Raw genomic sequence first — 16,172 nt, forward strand, 5'->3', positions numbered from 1 at the left:
GCCGCGCCGGCTCGATTGAATGTCAGTCGTCGTCACCCTGAAACACCACCTCGCGACGGCGCATGATCGCCGGCATCGCCATCATGATGACGACCATGCCGGACAAAGCGAGCAGGGTGGCGCTGATTGGGTGAGAGACGAATGTCGAAAAATCGCCCTGCGAAATCAGCAGCCCGAGGCGCATGTTCTGTTCCAGAAGCGGACCGAGGACGAAGCCCAAAACCAGAGGCGCGGGTTCGCAGCCGATCTTGCGCAGGAAGAAGCCGACAATGCCAAAGACTGCGCAGAACAGAACATCGACGATGCTGTAAGACAGGCCATAGGCGCCGATGGCGCAGAACATCAGAATGGCGGGGCACAAGAAGCGGTAGGGAATGCCGAGAAGGCGAACCCAGATGCCGATGAGCGGCAGGTTCAGCACCAGGAGCAGAAGATTGCCCACCCACATGCTGGCGATCAGCCCCCAGAAGAGATCGGGCCGCGACTGCATGACTTCCGGTCCCGGTGTAATACCCTGGATCATCATTGCACCGACCATCAGCGCCATCAGGCCGTTGGCGGGAATACCGAGCGTCAGAAGCGGGATGAAGGAGGTCTGCGCGCCGGCATTGTTGGCGCTTTCCGGCCCGGCCAACCCTTCGATCGCACCCTTGCCGAACCGGGATGGATCTTTGGCGATCTTGCGCTCCAGCGCATAGCTCGCAAACGAACTCATGATCGCACCACCACCGGGGAGCACGCCGAGGAAGGAGCCGAGTGCGGTGCCGCGCAACACAGCGGGGAAAGCCTGTTTGAAATCCTCCCGCGTCGGCATCAGCGATCCGGTCTTTGCCGCACCTGCATCCCGCTCCACGCCCTGCTGCAGATTGAAGAGAATTTCGCTGACGCCGAGCAGCCCGATGGCCAGCACCACGAAATCGATACCGTCGAACAGTTCCGCCATGCCGAAGGTGAAACGCTGCTCACCGGATGTCGGATCAATGCCGACGAGGCTGAGCGCGATACCGAAGGCGACCATGCCGACCGCCTTGACCGGCGATCCGCTGGACAGAAACACGGCAAACAGCAGCCCGAAGATCACCAGACTGAAATAATCAGCCGGCCCGAAGGCAAGCGCGACGGCGGAAAGCGGCTTTGCGACAACAACGATCAGCACGGTCGCCACAGTGCCTGCAAAAAATGACCCGAGCGCCGCCGTGGCCAATGCCACACCCGCCCTTCCCTGACGAGCCATGGCATAACCATCGATGCAGGTGACAACGGATGAGGATTCGCCAGGCAGATTGACGAGGATCGCCGTGGTCGAACCGCCATATTGCGCACCGTAGAAAATGCCCGCAAGCATGATCAGCGCCGCCGTATCGGGCATCGTATAGGTGATGGGCAGAAGCAGTGCGACGGTGGCGGAAGGGCCAATGCCCGGCAGGATGCCGATCATCGTGCCGAGCGTGACACCCAGCAGGCAATAGAAAAGATTGACGGGCGTGACTGCCACGCCGAAACCGAGGACGATATTGGAGAGAAGATCGGTCATGGCAGCAACGGTATCCTCTGTCCGAGGCCCACAACGAAAATGAGGATGCAGGCGAGGATGAGCACGGCGGAAAGCAGCAGAACCTCAATCGGCCGGATCCTGCCATAAGCGATGCAGGCGAGCACGATCAGCACGAAGGCGGCGGCGATGAAGCCTAGTGGCTCGATCAGCAGCGCAAAGCCGGCAATGCCGGCCACCGCCAGAAACGGACGCATTTTCGGCGTCACCCAGGCTTCGGACGGTGTCTTTCCCAGCAAATCCTGCAAAAGCAGCGCGATACCCAGTGCAAACATCAAGGCCGCGATGACCGTCGGCATATAGCCGGGCCCGGGCTGGAAATTGGTGCCCATGCTCAGCGGCCGCGCGCCGTAATAAAGCCCGGCGGCAGCCGCCAGAAAGAAGGCCCCCGACAGAATATTCGCCGTCAGTTTCGAGCCGTGTTCGGCCATGATTATCTCCCCTCCTCATTGAGGAATACGCCGTGCCTCCCGACACGGCGTATCCAACGTTTAATCACTGGCTCAATCGGCCCAGACACATCCCTTTGAGCGCATCATGTCGTAACGATCCTCGATATCCATCTTGCCCTGCCGGTGCAGTTCCATCATGTGGTTCTCGTGGTCGTCACGCTCCTGGCAGGCCTTGACGAGTTTCGGGATATCCTTCTCGCGAACGACGACGACGCCATCATCATCGCCGCAGACGATATCGCCGGGGCTGATCAATTCGCCGCCCACCACGACCGGATGGTTGATGGTACCGAGCGTGTCCTTGGAGGTGCCCTTCATGCAAAGCCCGAGCGAGAACACCGGGAAACCGATCTCGCGCAGACCCTTGCCATCACGCACGGCGGCGCTGACCACAAAGCCGACAATGCCCTTGCCGATGCAGGCGGCGGCCAGCACATCGCCAAAGCCGCCCTGATTGGGATTGTCGCCGCCATCTATGACCAGCACATCACCGGGCTTTGCCAGATTGATGGCTTCAAAAATCATCAGATTGTCGCCGATATGGCATTTCGCGGTGATCGCAGGACCACAGATTTTCAGGCCCGGCTTGATCGGCTTGATGCGATAATCGAGAGCACCGAGCTTGCCCTGCGCCTCGTGAATTGTCGCGGGGCTGAACTTGCTGATCGCCTCGACATCGGCCTTTGAAGGACGCTGGAAATTGCGGATGACATGGGCCATTGGCCGGATTCCTTTCAATAGTGGGTCATGCCCGGGCCAAACGCAGGCCCAAGCGTCATTTTGGTTTAGGTGAGAGAAAGCGGTCGTTGCCGGCCGCTTATTTTGTCCAGGGCTTGCTTTTCCAGAGCTCGGCCAGATTGGCGTTGCCCTTCTTGAGAGCCTCGGCAAATTCGGCCTGGGTCAGCGGCAGCGTCGTCAGTTCGCGCTTCTTGGCGTCGGCAAGATAATCCGGGTCCTTCAGCGCCTTCTGGAAGGCATCGACCAACTTTGCCTCCACATCCGCTGGCAGGCCTTTAGGCGCACCGAAACCGGCAAGCAGACTGAACTGAACATTGTAGCCGGCTTCCTTGAAGGTCGGCGCATCAGGCGAGAGCGGCGAACGCTCTGCACCGGAGGTCGCGAGCACACGCAGCGCGCCCGAACGGTTGTCGGCAAAGACCTCGTTGAGGTTCATGAAACCGAGCGTAACGTGGTTGCCAAGCATGGCGAGCCTTGCCGGTCCGCCACCGTTGAAGGGCACAAAATTGAGCTTCACGCCCGCTGCGTCTTCAAACAGCAGGGCGGTGATCTGGCTCGGATGGCCGATGCCCGTCACGCCGACGACGACCGGGTTCGCCTTGGCCGCCTCGGCAAATTCCTTGGCGGTCTTGATCGGCGACGCCTTATTGACGGTCAGCGCCAGATCGCCGCCGATCTGGTTGGCGAGCGGCGTGAAGGCATCTTCCTTGTAGCTGGCATTGCCCTGCACGATCGGCGAATACATGGACGGGAAATTCAGCGCGCCGATGGTGTAACCGTCAGGCTTGGCATTGGCGATATAGGTCGCGCCTATCAACCCGCCGGCACCTTCGCGGTTTTCCACCACGACCGATGTGCCGAGATATTTTTCGAGGTACGGCACCAGCGCCCGCGACTGGATATCGGTGCCACCGCCGGCCGGATAACCGATGACCAATGTGACCGGCCGCTCCGGATATTCCGCCGCTGCCCCTCCTGCAGCCAGCATTCCCGCAGCCGCCAGCACAAAAAACAGAGATGTCTTCAAACGCATATCTTTTCCTCCCCGATACGCTTTCACCGGGGAGGCTAGGAAGAAGCCATCAACAACACAAATACCGAGTTTTCAAATTACCCATACAAATCTTTTATGGGTTGAGCGAAGGCTCACGCCTTGCGACCGACCGCAACAGGTCTCGAAACAGCCTGAAGGTGCGCTCGTCCACCTCCCTGCCCTTCAGCAGATGGATGGAGCGATAGATAACCGGATCGGTTATATGCGCGGCCTGAAGCTGGCCAGCCTCCTGCTCCTGCTGCACCGAATTCCATGACAGGATCGTCGCACCGATACCAGCGCTGACGGCGCGTTTGATCGTATCCTGCCCGTCAATTTCCATAGTGACGTTCAGTGTAATGCCGGCACGGGCGGCAGCCTCGTCTATCGATACGCGCAGCGGATTGTCCTTTGGCGGCAGAATAAGGTCGAGCTTTGCGGCCCCCTCAAGCGGCATCGCCCTGCCGAGTGGCCTTGATGACACGGCAAACAGGCTCTCCTTGACGATAAGATCGTCTGCCTTTTCCTCCGCACCGACAAGCGCAACGGCCATATCCACCTTGCCGAGACGGATGAGCCGCAGGGATTCGTCATTGCGCGCCTCTATCAGCCGCAACGAAACCTTGGGCATCGAAGCGGCAACCTCGCTGATGATGCTTGGCGCAAAGGCGGTCGCCCAGGAGGGAATGAGGCTCAGCCTGATCACCCGCTCATCCAGATAGGCCATGGCCCGGATTTCCGCCTCCGCCTGCCTGACCTTCTCGGTAATCTCCCGCGCATGGGAAAGCAGGATTTCACCCTTTTCCGTCGCCTTCACCCCGCGCGCCAGCCGGTGCAGCACGGGAAACCCCACCAGCCTTTCCAGTTCCGTGATGTGGTGGCTGAGCGCCGGCTGGACGATGCCCAATTGCCGCGCCGCCGCCGACATGGAGCCGCAATCGGCAATCGCGACCAGATATCGCAGCCTGCGCAAATCCAACATCCCCGCTTAAACCTCCCGCCAGTTCGAGAGGTGATCATGACACCAAATCGCCGCCATGACCTAGGGCAAAAAGCCCTTTTCCGCGAAAGGTGGGCAATGGGCCAAGTGATGGGGTAAGACAAGATTCTTATGACAGCCAGCCAAGGCTTTTCTCCGCTTCTTCCCCATGACACGGTCTCGGCTGCGATGGGGAGCGGGATGGATCCTAAGACCGGAATTTTGCTCAAGCTGACGGCCATGCTGGCATTCACAGTCATGTCCGCCTGTGTGAAGGGTTTGGACGGGGCGATCCCGGTCGGCGAAGTCGTCTTCTGCCGGGGATTTTTTGCGCTCGTTCCCCTCTGTCTCTGGTTCGTCGCCTCGTCCGAGCGGATAACCGTGCCCGCCACGAAGAATATAGGCCGCCTGCTTGCCGGAAGCTCGGCCGGGCTTGGCGGCATGTTCTTCGGCTTTCTGGCGCTCGCCTATCTGCCGCTGGTGAATGTCACGGTGCTGAGCTACACGACACCGCTTTTCACCATCATGCTGGCAGCGCTGCTACTTGGCGAAAAAGTGAGGATATACCGCTGGTCCGCCGTGCTGACCGGTTTCATCGGTGTCTTCATCACGCTCTCGCCGAAACTGATCTTCGATGCCGCCTCAGGCCCCGCCCAAATCGACAGGGTCGCAATGATCGGAACCGCACTGGCGTTGACCGGTGCGCTTTGCGCGGCCTTTTCCTCCATCGCCGTCCGCCATCTGAACAGCATCGAAAAGCCGTCGCGCATCGTGCTCATCTATACGCTGACGGGTGTGGTGGCCGGCCTCGCCACGCTCGGATTTGGATGGAAGATGCCGGATTTTCACCAGTTCCTGCTGCTTGCCGGCGGGGGCCTCGCCGGCGGCATCGGCCAGATCACCATGACGCTCAGCCTGCGCCACGCCCAGGCATCGCTGCTGGCGCCCTTCGATTACACGACGATGATCTGGGCGATCGCCCTCGGTTATCTCTTCATGGCCGAGGTGCCGACGGGTGCGACCATCGTCGGCGCGCTGACGGTCATCGCCGCCGGACTGTTCGCCATGTGGCGCGAAAACCGGCTGGCAAAACGGTCCATCAGGGAGCCGACAGCGTCAACTGTTCCGTGACGCGCCTTTTGTGCAGCCGCCTTTCCCGCCACAACGTGAACAAGCCGGCGGCAACCACGATAGAAGCCCCCAGAATGGTCGTCAGGGCCGGAAGCTGATCCATGAAGGCATAGCCAATCAACAGCGCCCAGACCATCGTCGTATAATCGAACGGCGCCAGCAGCGAGGCCTCCGCATAACGCAGGCTGAGCGTTACCAATATCTGCGCGGTTCCGCCAATGAGACCGGTGCCGATCAGCAGGGTCCATTGCCACGCGGTCGGCATTTTCCAGCCCATGCCGATGCTCGCGAAACCAATGACGGTTGTGAGCAGGGTAAAATAGAAGATGATTGCGCCGGTATTTTCCGTCTGCGTCAGATGCCGGATCTGGATCATCGATATGGCAGAGAAAAAAGCCGCGGCCAGACCAAACAGGCCGCCGAGCATGGCGACGCCGGAACCGGAAGTGACATCCGAAACATCGAAGGAAAAATGCGGCGACAGGATAAGCACGATTCCGCAGAGCCCGACGACCACCGCCGTCCAGCGGTAAATCCTCACGACTTCCTTGAGAAGCAGCACCGCCAGAATGACGGTGAAGAGTGGTGTCGCGTAGCTGATGGCCGTTGCGTCGGCCAGCGGAATGTAGGCGAGCGCCAGATAGCTGAAGACCATGCCGCCGGTACCGGAAAAACTCCGCACCAGATGGCCGCCAATGTGACTGGTCGCAACCTGTTGCCGAAATCCTCCCTGCACGGCCATCCACAGGCAGAGCGGCAGCATGGCCACCGCCGACCTGAAGAAGACCACTTGCCCGATGGGTATCTCGCCCTTCAAGCCGCTGATGCAGGCGCCCATCAGCACCAGAGCGAGCGCTGCGGATATTTTGAGGAGAATGCCTTTGCGGGAATCCATGGTTCGTTCCTTCGGACGTCTTCGAACCGTTTCACCACGCCGCGGCGGGATATCAAACCTCAAACCCGTGTCCATAGGAACTTCGTCTGACCCCATCAATCCCGCCTCCATGGTAGCTATTGCTGATGGACAGGGTGCGGATTCCGCTCCGCCTGCCCGCCACCGTGGGAACAAAAAAGACGTTGGAAACCAATATGGATCTGGAAAAGATCAAGAAACTGATCGAGTTCGTCGGCTCTTCGCGAGTATCCGAATTGACCGTGAGCCAGGAGGGAACCACGGTCCGGATCATCCGCGAAAACAATGCCGTTTCGCCGCACGCACCATCATCGCAGGCCCGGCCCGTTCCGGTGACGGAAACGGCATCCGAGACACCCCGCGCCAGAGAGCAGGCACCGGCATCCGTCGCAGCCGCACCGGCACTATCCGGCGTCGTTGCAGCACCGTCATTCGGTCTTTTCCATCGCGCCCCGAGCCCGGGTGCGGCGCCTTTCGCCGAAGCCGGCGACGAGGTCAGGCAAGGACAGGAACTCTTCATCATCGAGGCGATGAAAGTGTTCAACACCGTGAGGGCCGAACGAAGCGGCAGGATCGCCAGATTTATCGCCAATGACGGCGAAGACGTCGAACTCGGACAGCCGGTGCTGGAGTTCGAATGATGGATGCGACACTCCCAAAGGTGGCTGAGCCAAGAGCATTCGACAGCGTGCTGATCGCCAATCGCGGCGAGATTGCCTTGCGGGTGCAGCGCGCCTGCCGTGAACTCGGCCTGAAGACGGTCATGATCTATTCGGAAGCCGATAGGGATGCCGACTATCTGAAGGCTGCCGATACCGCCATCTGCATCGGCCCGGCATCGCCCGGCCAGAGCTATCTCAACGCGCCGGCCATACTGCTTGCGATGGAGCTGACCGGCGCTGGCGCGGTTCACCCCGGTTATGGATTTCTGTCCGAAAGAGCATCTTTTTCGGAAGCCGTGGAGGCGGCAGGGGCGGTCTTCATCGGCCCGCACGCCGACGCCATCCGCACCATGGGTGACAAGATCGCGGCGAAGCGGGCGATGATGGAGGCCGGTGTGCCCTGCGTTCCCGGACCCGATTCCGCCCTGCCGGATGATATGGCGGAGGTTTCGAAAATCGCCGCCGAAATCGGTTATCCCGTCATCGTCAAGGCGGCCGGCGGCGGCGGCGGGCGCGGCATGCGTGTCGTGCGCGAAGCCTCCGCCCTTCAGGATGCCGTTCTCGTCACGCGTGAAGAAGCGAGCCGGGCCTTCGGGACACCGGAACTCTATATCGAGAAATTTCTCGAACATCCGCGCCATGTCGAAATTCAGGTTCTCTGCGATGGTCAGGGCGGCGGGGTCTGGGTGGGGCTGCGCGACTGCTCCATGCAGCGCCGCCACCAGAAGGTCGTCGAAGAGGGCCCGGCCATCGGCATCCCGCCTGATGTCGCGGCTTTCGTCGGCAATCGCTGCGTCGAAGCCTGCCGCCAGATCGGTTATCGCGGCGTCGGCACCTTTGAGTTTCTCTACGAGAATGGCGAATTCTATTTCATCGAGATGAACACCCGCCTGCAGGTCGAACATCCGGTCACGGAAATGACCTCGGGCGTGGATCTGGTGCGCCAGCAGCTTCTCGTCGCTCTCGGCCATCCGCTGGAAATTTCGCAGGAGGATATCGTCTGCGAGGGACATTCAATCGAATGCCGCATCAATGCCGAAGACCCTTACAACTTCATTCCCTGCCCCGGCCTGATCACGGCCCTTCACCTGCCGGGTGGCCCCGGCGTTCGCGTCGATACGCATGTGACGGCGGGTTATCGGGTTTCGGCTCATTACGATTCGCTGATCGCCAAGCTCATCGTCCATGCGCCGACCCGCGAGCAGGCGATCCTGCGCATGCGGCGTGCACTTGGCGAAATGCGCATCGAAGGCGTTTCCACCAACCTGCCGCTGCATCGGGAAATATTGCAGGATCCGGCCTTTTCCGAAGGCGGCACGGATATTCATTACCTCGAGCATTGGCTTGCAGCGCGGAGTGCAAAGTGAAGCGACAGCCTGTTTCCATATCCCGCTACAGCGAGCCCGGCACGATTGCCGATCTTGCCGCTCACCTCGAACGCAACAACGTCTCCGCCATTGAAATAGAGACGCCGGATGGATCGTTGAAGATCGTCGCCATGGCAGGCGGTCAGGCCCCTGTCGCACAGCGGCCCATTGAAGCGGCCAAAGCACCGGTAAAGGCGGGGGATATTCTTGCCCGTGCACCGATGGCCGGCATCTTCACACCCGCACATCCGCAGCGCCCCGACCGGGTAGTTCAGGCCGGACAATCCGTGGTGAAAGGCGAGATCGTCGCATTTATCGCGGCCGGAAACGTGCTTGTTCCGGTCATCGCCGAAAAAGCCGGCACCGTCAGCGAAATCGTGACGGAAGCCGGTGCGCTTGTCGGCTATGGCTCCACCCTTCTCAAGACCGAAACATGATGGTGACGTCGATGAGCAACCTCCCGCTGAAAACGCCCCACCTCACCCCCGCCCATCTGGGCCTGCCGAAAATCTCGATGATCGGCAACAAGACGTTTCTGATCGAAGCGCCCGGCGAACTGGACCTGCCCGCCCAGCGGCGCATCTGGGCGCTGACACGCGCATTGAAGGACCGCCCCGAGGTGCTGGAACTCATACCCGGCATGACCAACCTGCTGATCGTGCTGCGCAGCACGCCTGAAGACGCCGGGCGTTTGCAGGATGAGCTTCTCGACATCTGGCAAACGACTGCGGAACTCGATCTTCTGGGCAAGACCATCGAGGTGCCGACGACCTATGGCGGTGAACACGCCATCGACCTTGCGGCGATCTGCGATTATTCCGGCCTGCCGGACAAGGAAGTCGTGCGCCTGCATTTCGAGCGGACCTATACGGTTTTCGCCGTCGGTAGTGCGCCGGGCTTTGGTTATCTCGGCGGCCTTGATCCGCGCATTTTCATGCCGCGCAAGAAAGTCCCGTCGCTTCGCATGTTGAAGGGCATGGTGACGATCGGCGGCATGCAGTCCGGCATCTCGGTTCTGACCGGGCCGAATGGCTGGAATTCGCTGGGCTTCACCGAAATCACCATGTTCGACGCCACAGCCGAGCAACCGGCTGTGCTGGCGCCCGGCGACCGGGTTCGCTTCCTTCCCGAAAGGATCGAACTATGATCCATATTCTTGCCTGCGGACCGCTGAACACCGTGCAGGATCTCGGCCGCGCCGGTTATCGCAATATCGGCATCACCGCCACGGGCGCGATGGACCCGATTGCGCTCAGGGTCGGCAATATTCTCGCCGGTAACGGCGAGGATGCCGCTGCGATTGAAATCCAGACCTTTCCGTTCCGCATCGAATTCGAAGAAGCGCTGACCTTCGCCGTAACCGGTGCGGATTGCGCCGCACGGCTCAATGGTACTGATCTGCCGCCTTACTGGTGCGCGCGGGCAGAAAAGGGTCAGATCCTCGAATTTTCGACGCCGCTTAAGAATGCGCGCGCCTATCTCTGCCTTCAGGGCGGCGTCGATGTTCCTGTGGTGATGGGATCACGCAGCACCTCGCTTCGCGGCTCCTTCGGTGGCCATGAGGGACGCCACCTCACCACCGGCGACAGGCTGTCCGTTCTGCCATCCGAGCCGCCGGCGCCGCCGGCAAGCGGCCTCGGCGTCATGCCGCTTGCCGAGGCGATGCCGGACATGTTTCCAGTGTCCGACAATGGCGAATTGCTGCTGCGCGCCATTCCCGCCGCCGAACATGATCTTTTCGGCGAAGGTGCGGAACGTTTCTGGTCCGAAGCCTGGAAAATCACCTCGCAGAGCGACCGCACCGGCTACCGGCTTGCCGGCACGCCACTTATGCTTTCGGCTCCCGTGGAACTGCGCTCCTATGGCGTCATACCGGGTGTGGTTCAGGTACCGCCGGGCGGCGAGCCGATCATCCAGATGAGCGACGCCAACACCGCCGGCGGTTATCCCAAGATGGCTGGTATCATCGACAGCGATCTTTGGCGGCTCGGACAGGCGCGCATCGGCAGCCGCATCCGTTTCGTGCAGGCAACAGTGCGCGAGGCGCTGGAGGTCGAGCAGGCAATCGACGCCTATTTCGCAGATATCCGCAAGACCCTGCCACTGGTCACCGCCGCACTCGGCACGCTCGCAAAACGATAGTCCTGAAAAACACGGAGAGGGAACCATGAAGATCGATGTTAATTCCGACATGGGCGAAGGTTTCGGCGTCTATAAGGTCTGCGACGACGAGAAGCTTATGGAGGTCGTCTCTTCGGCGAATATCGCCTGCGGCTTCCATGCCGGCGATCCGGAAATGATGGCGCGCATGGTGCGTCTCGCCAAACAGAACGGCGTCGGCGTCGGCGCACATCCGGGCCTCGCAGATCGTCTCGGCTTCGGCCGCCGCGAAATTCCCGTCGATGCGGAAGAAATGGAACAGCAGGTTCTCTACCAGCTTGGCGCGCTTTCGGCAATTGCGAGAGCGCAGGATGTCTCCCTCTCCCATATCAGCTTCCATGCCGCCATGGGCAACATGATCAACCGCGATGCGGCGCTTGCCGAACGGATCATGAAAAAGATCAGGGCGGTCGATCCCAATCTCATTGTCTTTTCGATGCCTGATATGCTGATCGAAAAGGCGGCGCTGGATTGCGGGCTGAAGGTGCTCAACCTCTTTCTCGCCGACCGGGCCTATGATGTGAAGGGCCAGCTCGTGCCACGCAAGCTGCCAAATTCCGTCATCAAGGAAGAGGGAAAAGTTCGCGCGCGGGTACGCCAGTTTCTGGAAAAAGGCACGGTCACGACCATTGAGGGCGAGACCATCCCCGTTCGCGCCAGATCGATCCTCGTCCACAGCGATACGCCCGGCTCACTGGAGCTTGCGCGCACGGTGCGCAGCGAAGTGGAAGCCTGTGGCGGCAGCGTCGTGCCGGCTCGCGAAGTGGTTGCCTGAAGCGGGAGCCGCCCTCATATCCTGAAGCACAAAAAATTACGGCACCGCATTCCAGGTCAGGAGCGCGGTGCCGTAATTTTTGCCGGCTATGGAATACGGCACGGATTTCGATCCGTCGCCAGCCGGGCCGCCTGAGCGACCCGGCCGCGAAATCGTCAATTCAGCTGGATCACGTGATTGCTGTCGCTCGTCCAGCTCAGTCTCACCCGGTCGCCAGCGGCGCTGACGGCATTGGTGAAGCCTTCCGTCTGGGTCTGCCGGTAGGCGATCATCGGCTCGCCATTGTCCAGCCGCAGGTAATAATGCAGCATGAAACCGCGATAAACGACCTGCTCCACCCGCGCCGTGGTGGAATTGCTGGCGCTTTCACCCGCATCGACCGCAAGCGGTGAGACCGAGATTGCTTCGGGGCGAACGGTCACGACGACCTTGTCGCCCTGAACCGCCCCCATATCCTCGACATCGAGCCAAACGCCGGAACCAGTGACCAACCGTGCGGAACGGCCACTGCGCTCCGCCACGCTCGCCTCGAAGAAGTTCGAGGCGCCGATGAAACCGGCGACGAAGCGGGTCAGCGGCTTCTGGTAGATTTCGCCGGCCGGGGCGATCTGCTCGAGATTGCCGTCCCGCATCACAGCGATCTGGTCCGCCATGGTCAGGGCCTCGTCCTGATCATGCGTCACCATGATGGTGGTGAGGCCAAGCCGCTGCTGCAGGCTGCGGATTTCAACCTGCATGCTTTCCCTCAGGCCCTTGTCGAGCGCGCCGAGCGGTTCGTCCAGGAGCAGCATCGAAGGTTCGATCACCAGCGCACGCGCCAGCGCCACACGCTGCTGCTGGCCGCCGGAAAGCTGCGCCGGCAGCCGGTCGCCGAAGGTGTGCAGCTGAACGAGATCGAGCGCCTGCTTTACGCGCCCTTCCCGATCTGCCTTCGAGATACCCCGCATTTCGAGACCGAAGGCGACGTTTTCGGCAACGGTCATATGGGGAAACAGGGCATAGTTCTGGAAGAGCATGCCGACATTGCGGCGGTGAACCGGGGTGCGCGTGGTCGGCTTGCCGCCGACCACGATTTCACCCGAGGTGGGATCGACAAGCCCCGCAATCATGCGAAGGCAGGTCGTTTTCCCGCAGCCGCTCGGGCCGAGAAGCGCCAGGATTTCCCCTGCCTTGACGGTAAGCGAAACATCATCGACGGCAACGACCTGACCGCTGTAATGCTTGGTCAGTCTTTCCAGGCGGACTTCTACGGATTTCATCAGCGTTCCTCAGCCGTTAAAGGTCTGGTTGTATTTTTCGAGCCATTGGGCGCGGCGCGGAATGATGTATTTCCAGTCCGGCGTGAAGAGGTTGAGCGTTTCCATCTTCGCTTCCGGGTAGGCAAGGAACTTCGCCGTATCCGCGCCGAACTCGATGCCCTTGACGGAGGGGGCGCTCAGCGTCGCTTCCGAGAGCATCTTCTGCACGCCCGGATCGAGGATGCGGTTGATATAGGCAAGCGCGAGATCGCGGTGCGGCCCGCCCTTGACGAGCGCGATGGAATTGATGCCGGTGAATGCACCTTCCTTCGGGAAGGTCATGTCCAGCGGCACGCCCTTCTTGGTGTGCGGATAAACCGCCTTGGAATATTCGATGCCGCCGAAATCCGCCTGGCCCTGCGCCACCATCATCGTCTGCGCTTCCGCATCATAGATCGACAGCACGTTAGGCTTCAGCTCGGCGAGTTTCGCCCAGCCGGCATCCGTATCATATTGCGCTTCTTTCAGCGGCTTGCCCGTCGCAAGGGCGGCCGCCACCATCAGCATCAGAACGCTCTGGGTATTCTTCGGTGTGTTGAGAAGCATGCGGCGGGCATATTTCTTGTCGAACATCTGTTCGTAGCTTTCGAACGGCTTGCCCGTCGTCGGATTATAGAACAGGCCGGCAATCGAAATCGCGAAACCGACCCCGAAATTGTCTTCGAAGAGATAACGCGAATAGACATTCTTGAGGTTGGGGATTTCATCCGCCGGCAATTGCTCGATCAGGCCTTCCTCCTTGGCCTGCGGAACACCGACATCGTCCATCGACATCACGCTATATTGCGGATTTTCGCGGGTGGCGCGCAGCGTCGCGATATTGGCGAGCGTCGCGCCTTCGGTCGTCAGGACCCGGCACTTATATTCCTTTTCGAAAGCCGGGATCACTTCCTTCTTGATCAGCCCGCCCTGCGCCGAATTATAGACGCCGACATACATGGTGCGGTCCTGTGCGGAAGCCGCGGTGTAGAAATAGGGTGTGGCGAGCGCGCCTGCGGTGACTGTCAGGAAACTGCGCCGTTTCATGATGATGGTCTTGTCTGTCATTTCCGGTACCCCTCTTGTTGTTGATTTACATAGCCATTGCCCGGCGCAGACCCACCAGCCTGTCGAGGACGAGCACGACGGTCACCGCCAGAAGGATGATGATGGTGGACATGGTCGCGACCGAAGGATCGAAGACCGTGCCGATCTGGCGATAGAGAACGATGGGCACGGGCAGGTTCGCAGAATCGGCCAGCCACATCGAAACGGGATAATTGTCGAAAGAAACCATGAAGCAGAAGATCGAGCCGGAGGCGACGCCGGGCGCGATCTGCGGAAAGATCACCCGAGTGAAGGTTTTCCAGCGGGTGGCGCCGAGCGTGCGCGCCGCTTCCTCAAGGCTGACATTGACGAGCTGAAGACTGGTCAGCACCGTGCGGATCACATAGGGCGACGTCACCACGGTGTGGGCGATCAGAAGCTTCAGCTTGGTATCCATCCAGCCATAGCCGGAGAAAAGCTGCAGCAATGCCAGGCCGGTCACCAGCACGGGAAAGATCAGCGGCGAAAGCAGCAGCCCCTTCATCAGCGAGCGGCCGATGAATTTTCCACGGGAGAGCGCGAAGGCGGCGGGAACACCGAGCGCCAGCGAAAGAATGGTGGTCGCAACCGCCAGCGCCGCGCTGAAAGTGAGGCCGGCGGTGAATTCCTCGTTCTGCATCACCGCCGCATACCAGCGGAAGGTGAAGCCCTGCGGCGGAAAGGTGACGAAATAACTGTCGGAGAACGAGATGGCGACGACGAGGACGATCGGGGCCAGGATGAAGACCATCATGGCGGCGGTGATCGCGTAAAGGACGATGGCGGACGTGCCGGTCAGCTTGTTGTTCATGACGCGCTTGCCTTGATACGACGCCCGCCGAGCAGCCGCATCGAGACGGCGTTGATCAGAATGACGATGAAAACGAGGATGGTGGCGATGGTGGCGCCGAACGGCCAGTCATAGACCGCGAGAACCTGCTGTTCGACCATGTTGCCGAGCATCTGCGAACCGGGGCCGCCGATCAAAGCGGGAATGACGTAGGATGCCGAGGCCAGAGAAAACACCAGCGTGAAACCTGCGACCAGACCAGGAAGGCTGAGCGGGAAGGTGATCCGCAGGAACACCTTCCATGCCGGTGCGCCGAGCGTGCGCGCGGCCTGCTGCAGATTGGGATCGATCTTGCCGAGAGCTGAGGACAGCGGCAGCACCATCATCGGGAAGAAAATGTGCAGGGAGCCGATGATGACGGCGGCATCCGAAAACAGCAGCGTCAGCGGGCTGTCTATGATGCCCAGATTCATCAGCACATAATTCAGAAGGCCGGTCGGGCCGTTGCCGAGAATGAGCTGCCAGCCATAGGCGCGAACCACGACGCTGACAGCGAGCGGCGCGATGACAATCAGCGTGATGATGCGGGTGGTGGCGATATTGCCGCGCACAAGCACGGTCGCGACCGGATAGGCCAGTATCGCCGCGATGATGGAGGTGACGAGGCTGATGCGGATCGTCGCCCAGAGCACCTTCTGGTAAAGGTCGACCTCGAAAAACCTGACATAATGGGCAAGCGTGAAGGGGGAGCCGATCAACCCTTGCGAATTCTGCGTCATGACGCTGAAGGTCATCAGGCGGATGGCCGGCCAGAAAAAGAAGATCGTGAGGAAGATCAACAGCGGCAATATGAGTATGCCCGGTGAAAACAGCCGGCGCTCGATGGCTTTCCAGCCGGAAATTCCACGGCGTGGCAGGGCATGGGGTTTCATGATCGCAATATCCGACATCTATACTCCCGTCGCGTTGAATACGGCACGAGGCATCGCGTTGACCCGAACGACGTGATCGTCCAAGCCTATGACTAGAATTTGCTGGGTGTGCTCCCTGTCGAGGTATCCGGTCTTTCGCCGGCACCTGTCGCATGTTTCTGCTTGCTCGCGTCGGTTACCTCTTTGGGCAATATTGCCCGACGCGTCGTTCCCTTGTTGTTGTCAGGAGCTTAGGGGCTAAGCCGACGCCCTGCATAATAGTTTATTGCTCTTAGGTCATCGCATACGAGTATGGACCGAAGCAGCCGTTTGAAGCCGATGCATC

Annotated in this window: 17 protein-coding genes; 7 read left to right on the forward strand and 10 right to left on the reverse strand. The window is 60.4% G+C overall.

Going from position 1 to position 16,172, the window contains the following annotated elements:
* Nucleotides 1-22: 22 nt before the first annotated feature.
* The 5 genes from CFBP6623_RS19550 to CFBP6623_RS19570 all read right to left on the reverse strand — a co-directional run bounded on the left by CFBP6623_RS19550 (nt 23) and on the right by CFBP6623_RS19570 (nt 4,757).
* A complete protein-coding gene (locus CFBP6623_RS19550) occupies nt 23-1,534 on the reverse strand; it encodes a tripartite tricarboxylate transporter permease (protein WP_046799021.1) in 1,512 nt (503 codons plus the stop codon).
* Complete coding sequence (locus CFBP6623_RS19555; protein WP_046799022.1) at nt 1,531-1,983, reverse strand: tripartite tricarboxylate transporter TctB family protein; 453 nt, start codon at nt 1,981-1,983, stop codon at nt 1,531-1,533. The genes CFBP6623_RS19550 and CFBP6623_RS19555 overlap by 4 nt, the downstream gene beginning before the upstream one ends.
* A gap of 72 nt (nt 1,984-2,055) precedes the next feature.
* Nucleotides 2,056-2,724, reverse strand: a complete 669-nt coding sequence (locus CFBP6623_RS19560) for a 4-carboxy-4-hydroxy-2-oxoadipate aldolase/oxaloacetate decarboxylase (RefSeq protein WP_046799023.1) — start codon at nt 2,722-2,724, stop codon at nt 2,056-2,058.
* 97 nt (nt 2,725-2,821) lie between these two features.
* Nucleotides 2,822-3,775 carry a tripartite tricarboxylate transporter substrate binding protein gene (locus tag CFBP6623_RS19565; protein ID WP_046799024.1) on the reverse strand — a complete coding sequence of 318 codons (954 nt, stop codon included), beginning with the start codon at nt 3,773-3,775 and terminating at the stop codon, nt 2,822-2,824.
* Between the two features lie 94 nt (nt 3,776-3,869).
* On the reverse strand, nt 3,870-4,757 hold the full coding sequence (locus CFBP6623_RS19570; RefSeq protein ID WP_080842862.1) for a LysR family transcriptional regulator: 888 nt from the start codon (nt 4,755-4,757) through the stop codon (nt 3,870-3,872).
* Nucleotides 4,758-4,955: 198 nt separating this feature from the next.
* Between CFBP6623_RS19570 and CFBP6623_RS19575 the strand changes: the two genes are divergently transcribed.
* A complete protein-coding gene (locus CFBP6623_RS19575; RefSeq protein ID WP_062653031.1) occupies nt 4,956-5,885 on the forward strand; it encodes a DMT family transporter in 930 nt (309 codons plus the stop codon).
* On the opposite strand, the gene CFBP6623_RS19580 is transcribed toward CFBP6623_RS19575, so the two are convergent.
* Complete coding sequence (locus tag CFBP6623_RS19580; RefSeq protein ID WP_062653029.1) at nt 5,854-6,780, reverse strand: DMT family transporter; 927 nt, start codon at nt 6,778-6,780, stop codon at nt 5,854-5,856. The genes CFBP6623_RS19575 and CFBP6623_RS19580 overlap by 32 nt on opposite strands.
* A gap of 194 nt (nt 6,781-6,974) precedes the next feature.
* Between CFBP6623_RS19580 and accB the strand changes: the two genes are divergently transcribed.
* From accB to CFBP6623_RS19610, 6 genes are read left to right on the forward strand one after another with little or no spacing between them, the layout of a single operon-like run.
* The gene (accB, locus tag CFBP6623_RS19585) at nt 6,975-7,439 is read left to right on the forward strand and encodes an acetyl-CoA carboxylase biotin carboxyl carrier protein (protein ID WP_046799027.1); all 465 of its coding nucleotides are present in this window, start codon (nt 6,975-6,977) and stop codon (nt 7,437-7,439) included.
* Nucleotides 7,436-8,827, forward strand: a complete 1,392-nt coding sequence (gene accC, locus CFBP6623_RS19590) for an acetyl-CoA carboxylase biotin carboxylase subunit (RefSeq protein ID WP_046799028.1) — start codon at nt 7,436-7,438, stop codon at nt 8,825-8,827. The genes accB and accC overlap by 4 nt, the downstream gene beginning before the upstream one ends.
* Nucleotides 8,824-9,264, forward strand: a complete 441-nt coding sequence (locus CFBP6623_RS19595) for an acetyl-CoA carboxylase biotin carboxyl carrier protein (protein WP_046799029.1) — start codon at nt 8,824-8,826, stop codon at nt 9,262-9,264. The genes accC and CFBP6623_RS19595 overlap by 4 nt, the downstream gene beginning before the upstream one ends.
* Nucleotides 9,261-9,974 (forward strand): 5-oxoprolinase subunit PxpB, encoded by a 714-nt coding sequence (gene pxpB / locus CFBP6623_RS19600; protein WP_046799030.1) that lies wholly within the window; start codon nt 9,261-9,263, stop codon nt 9,972-9,974. Before CFBP6623_RS19595 ends, pxpB begins: the two co-directional genes overlap by 4 nt.
* A complete protein-coding gene (locus CFBP6623_RS19605) occupies nt 9,971-10,969 on the forward strand; it encodes a biotin-dependent carboxyltransferase family protein (RefSeq protein ID WP_046799031.1) in 999 nt (332 codons plus the stop codon). Before pxpB ends, CFBP6623_RS19605 begins: the two co-directional genes overlap by 4 nt.
* A gap of 25 nt (nt 10,970-10,994) precedes the next feature.
* Complete coding sequence (locus CFBP6623_RS19610) at nt 10,995-11,762, forward strand: 5-oxoprolinase subunit PxpA (RefSeq protein WP_046799032.1); 768 nt, start codon at nt 10,995-10,997, stop codon at nt 11,760-11,762.
* Between the two features lie 155 nt (nt 11,763-11,917).
* Here the strand turns inward: CFBP6623_RS19610 and CFBP6623_RS19615 are convergent, their stop codons facing one another.
* The 4 genes from CFBP6623_RS19615 to CFBP6623_RS19630 are packed head-to-tail and all read right to left on the reverse strand — an operon-like array spanning nt 11,918 to nt 15,865.
* The gene (locus tag CFBP6623_RS19615) at nt 11,918-13,021 is read right to left on the reverse strand and encodes an ABC transporter ATP-binding protein (RefSeq protein WP_046799033.1); all 1,104 of its coding nucleotides are present in this window, start codon (nt 13,019-13,021) and stop codon (nt 11,918-11,920) included.
* Between the two features lie 9 nt (nt 13,022-13,030).
* A complete protein-coding gene (locus CFBP6623_RS19620) occupies nt 13,031-14,107 on the reverse strand; it encodes an ABC transporter substrate-binding protein (RefSeq protein WP_046799034.1) in 1,077 nt (358 codons plus the stop codon).
* Nucleotides 14,108-14,132: 25 nt separating this feature from the next.
* The gene (locus CFBP6623_RS19625) at nt 14,133-14,936 is read right to left on the reverse strand and encodes an ABC transporter permease (RefSeq protein ID WP_003519698.1); all 804 of its coding nucleotides are present in this window, start codon (nt 14,934-14,936) and stop codon (nt 14,133-14,135) included.
* A complete protein-coding gene (locus CFBP6623_RS19630; protein WP_046799035.1) occupies nt 14,933-15,865 on the reverse strand; it encodes an ABC transporter permease in 933 nt (310 codons plus the stop codon). The genes CFBP6623_RS19625 and CFBP6623_RS19630 overlap by 4 nt, the downstream gene beginning before the upstream one ends.
* Between the last annotated feature and the right edge of the window lie 307 nt (nt 15,866-16,172).

The organism is Agrobacterium tumefaciens (genome assembly GCF_005221385.1).
Classification (GTDB): Bacteria; Pseudomonadota; Alphaproteobacteria; order Rhizobiales; family Rhizobiaceae; genus Agrobacterium; species Agrobacterium tomkonis.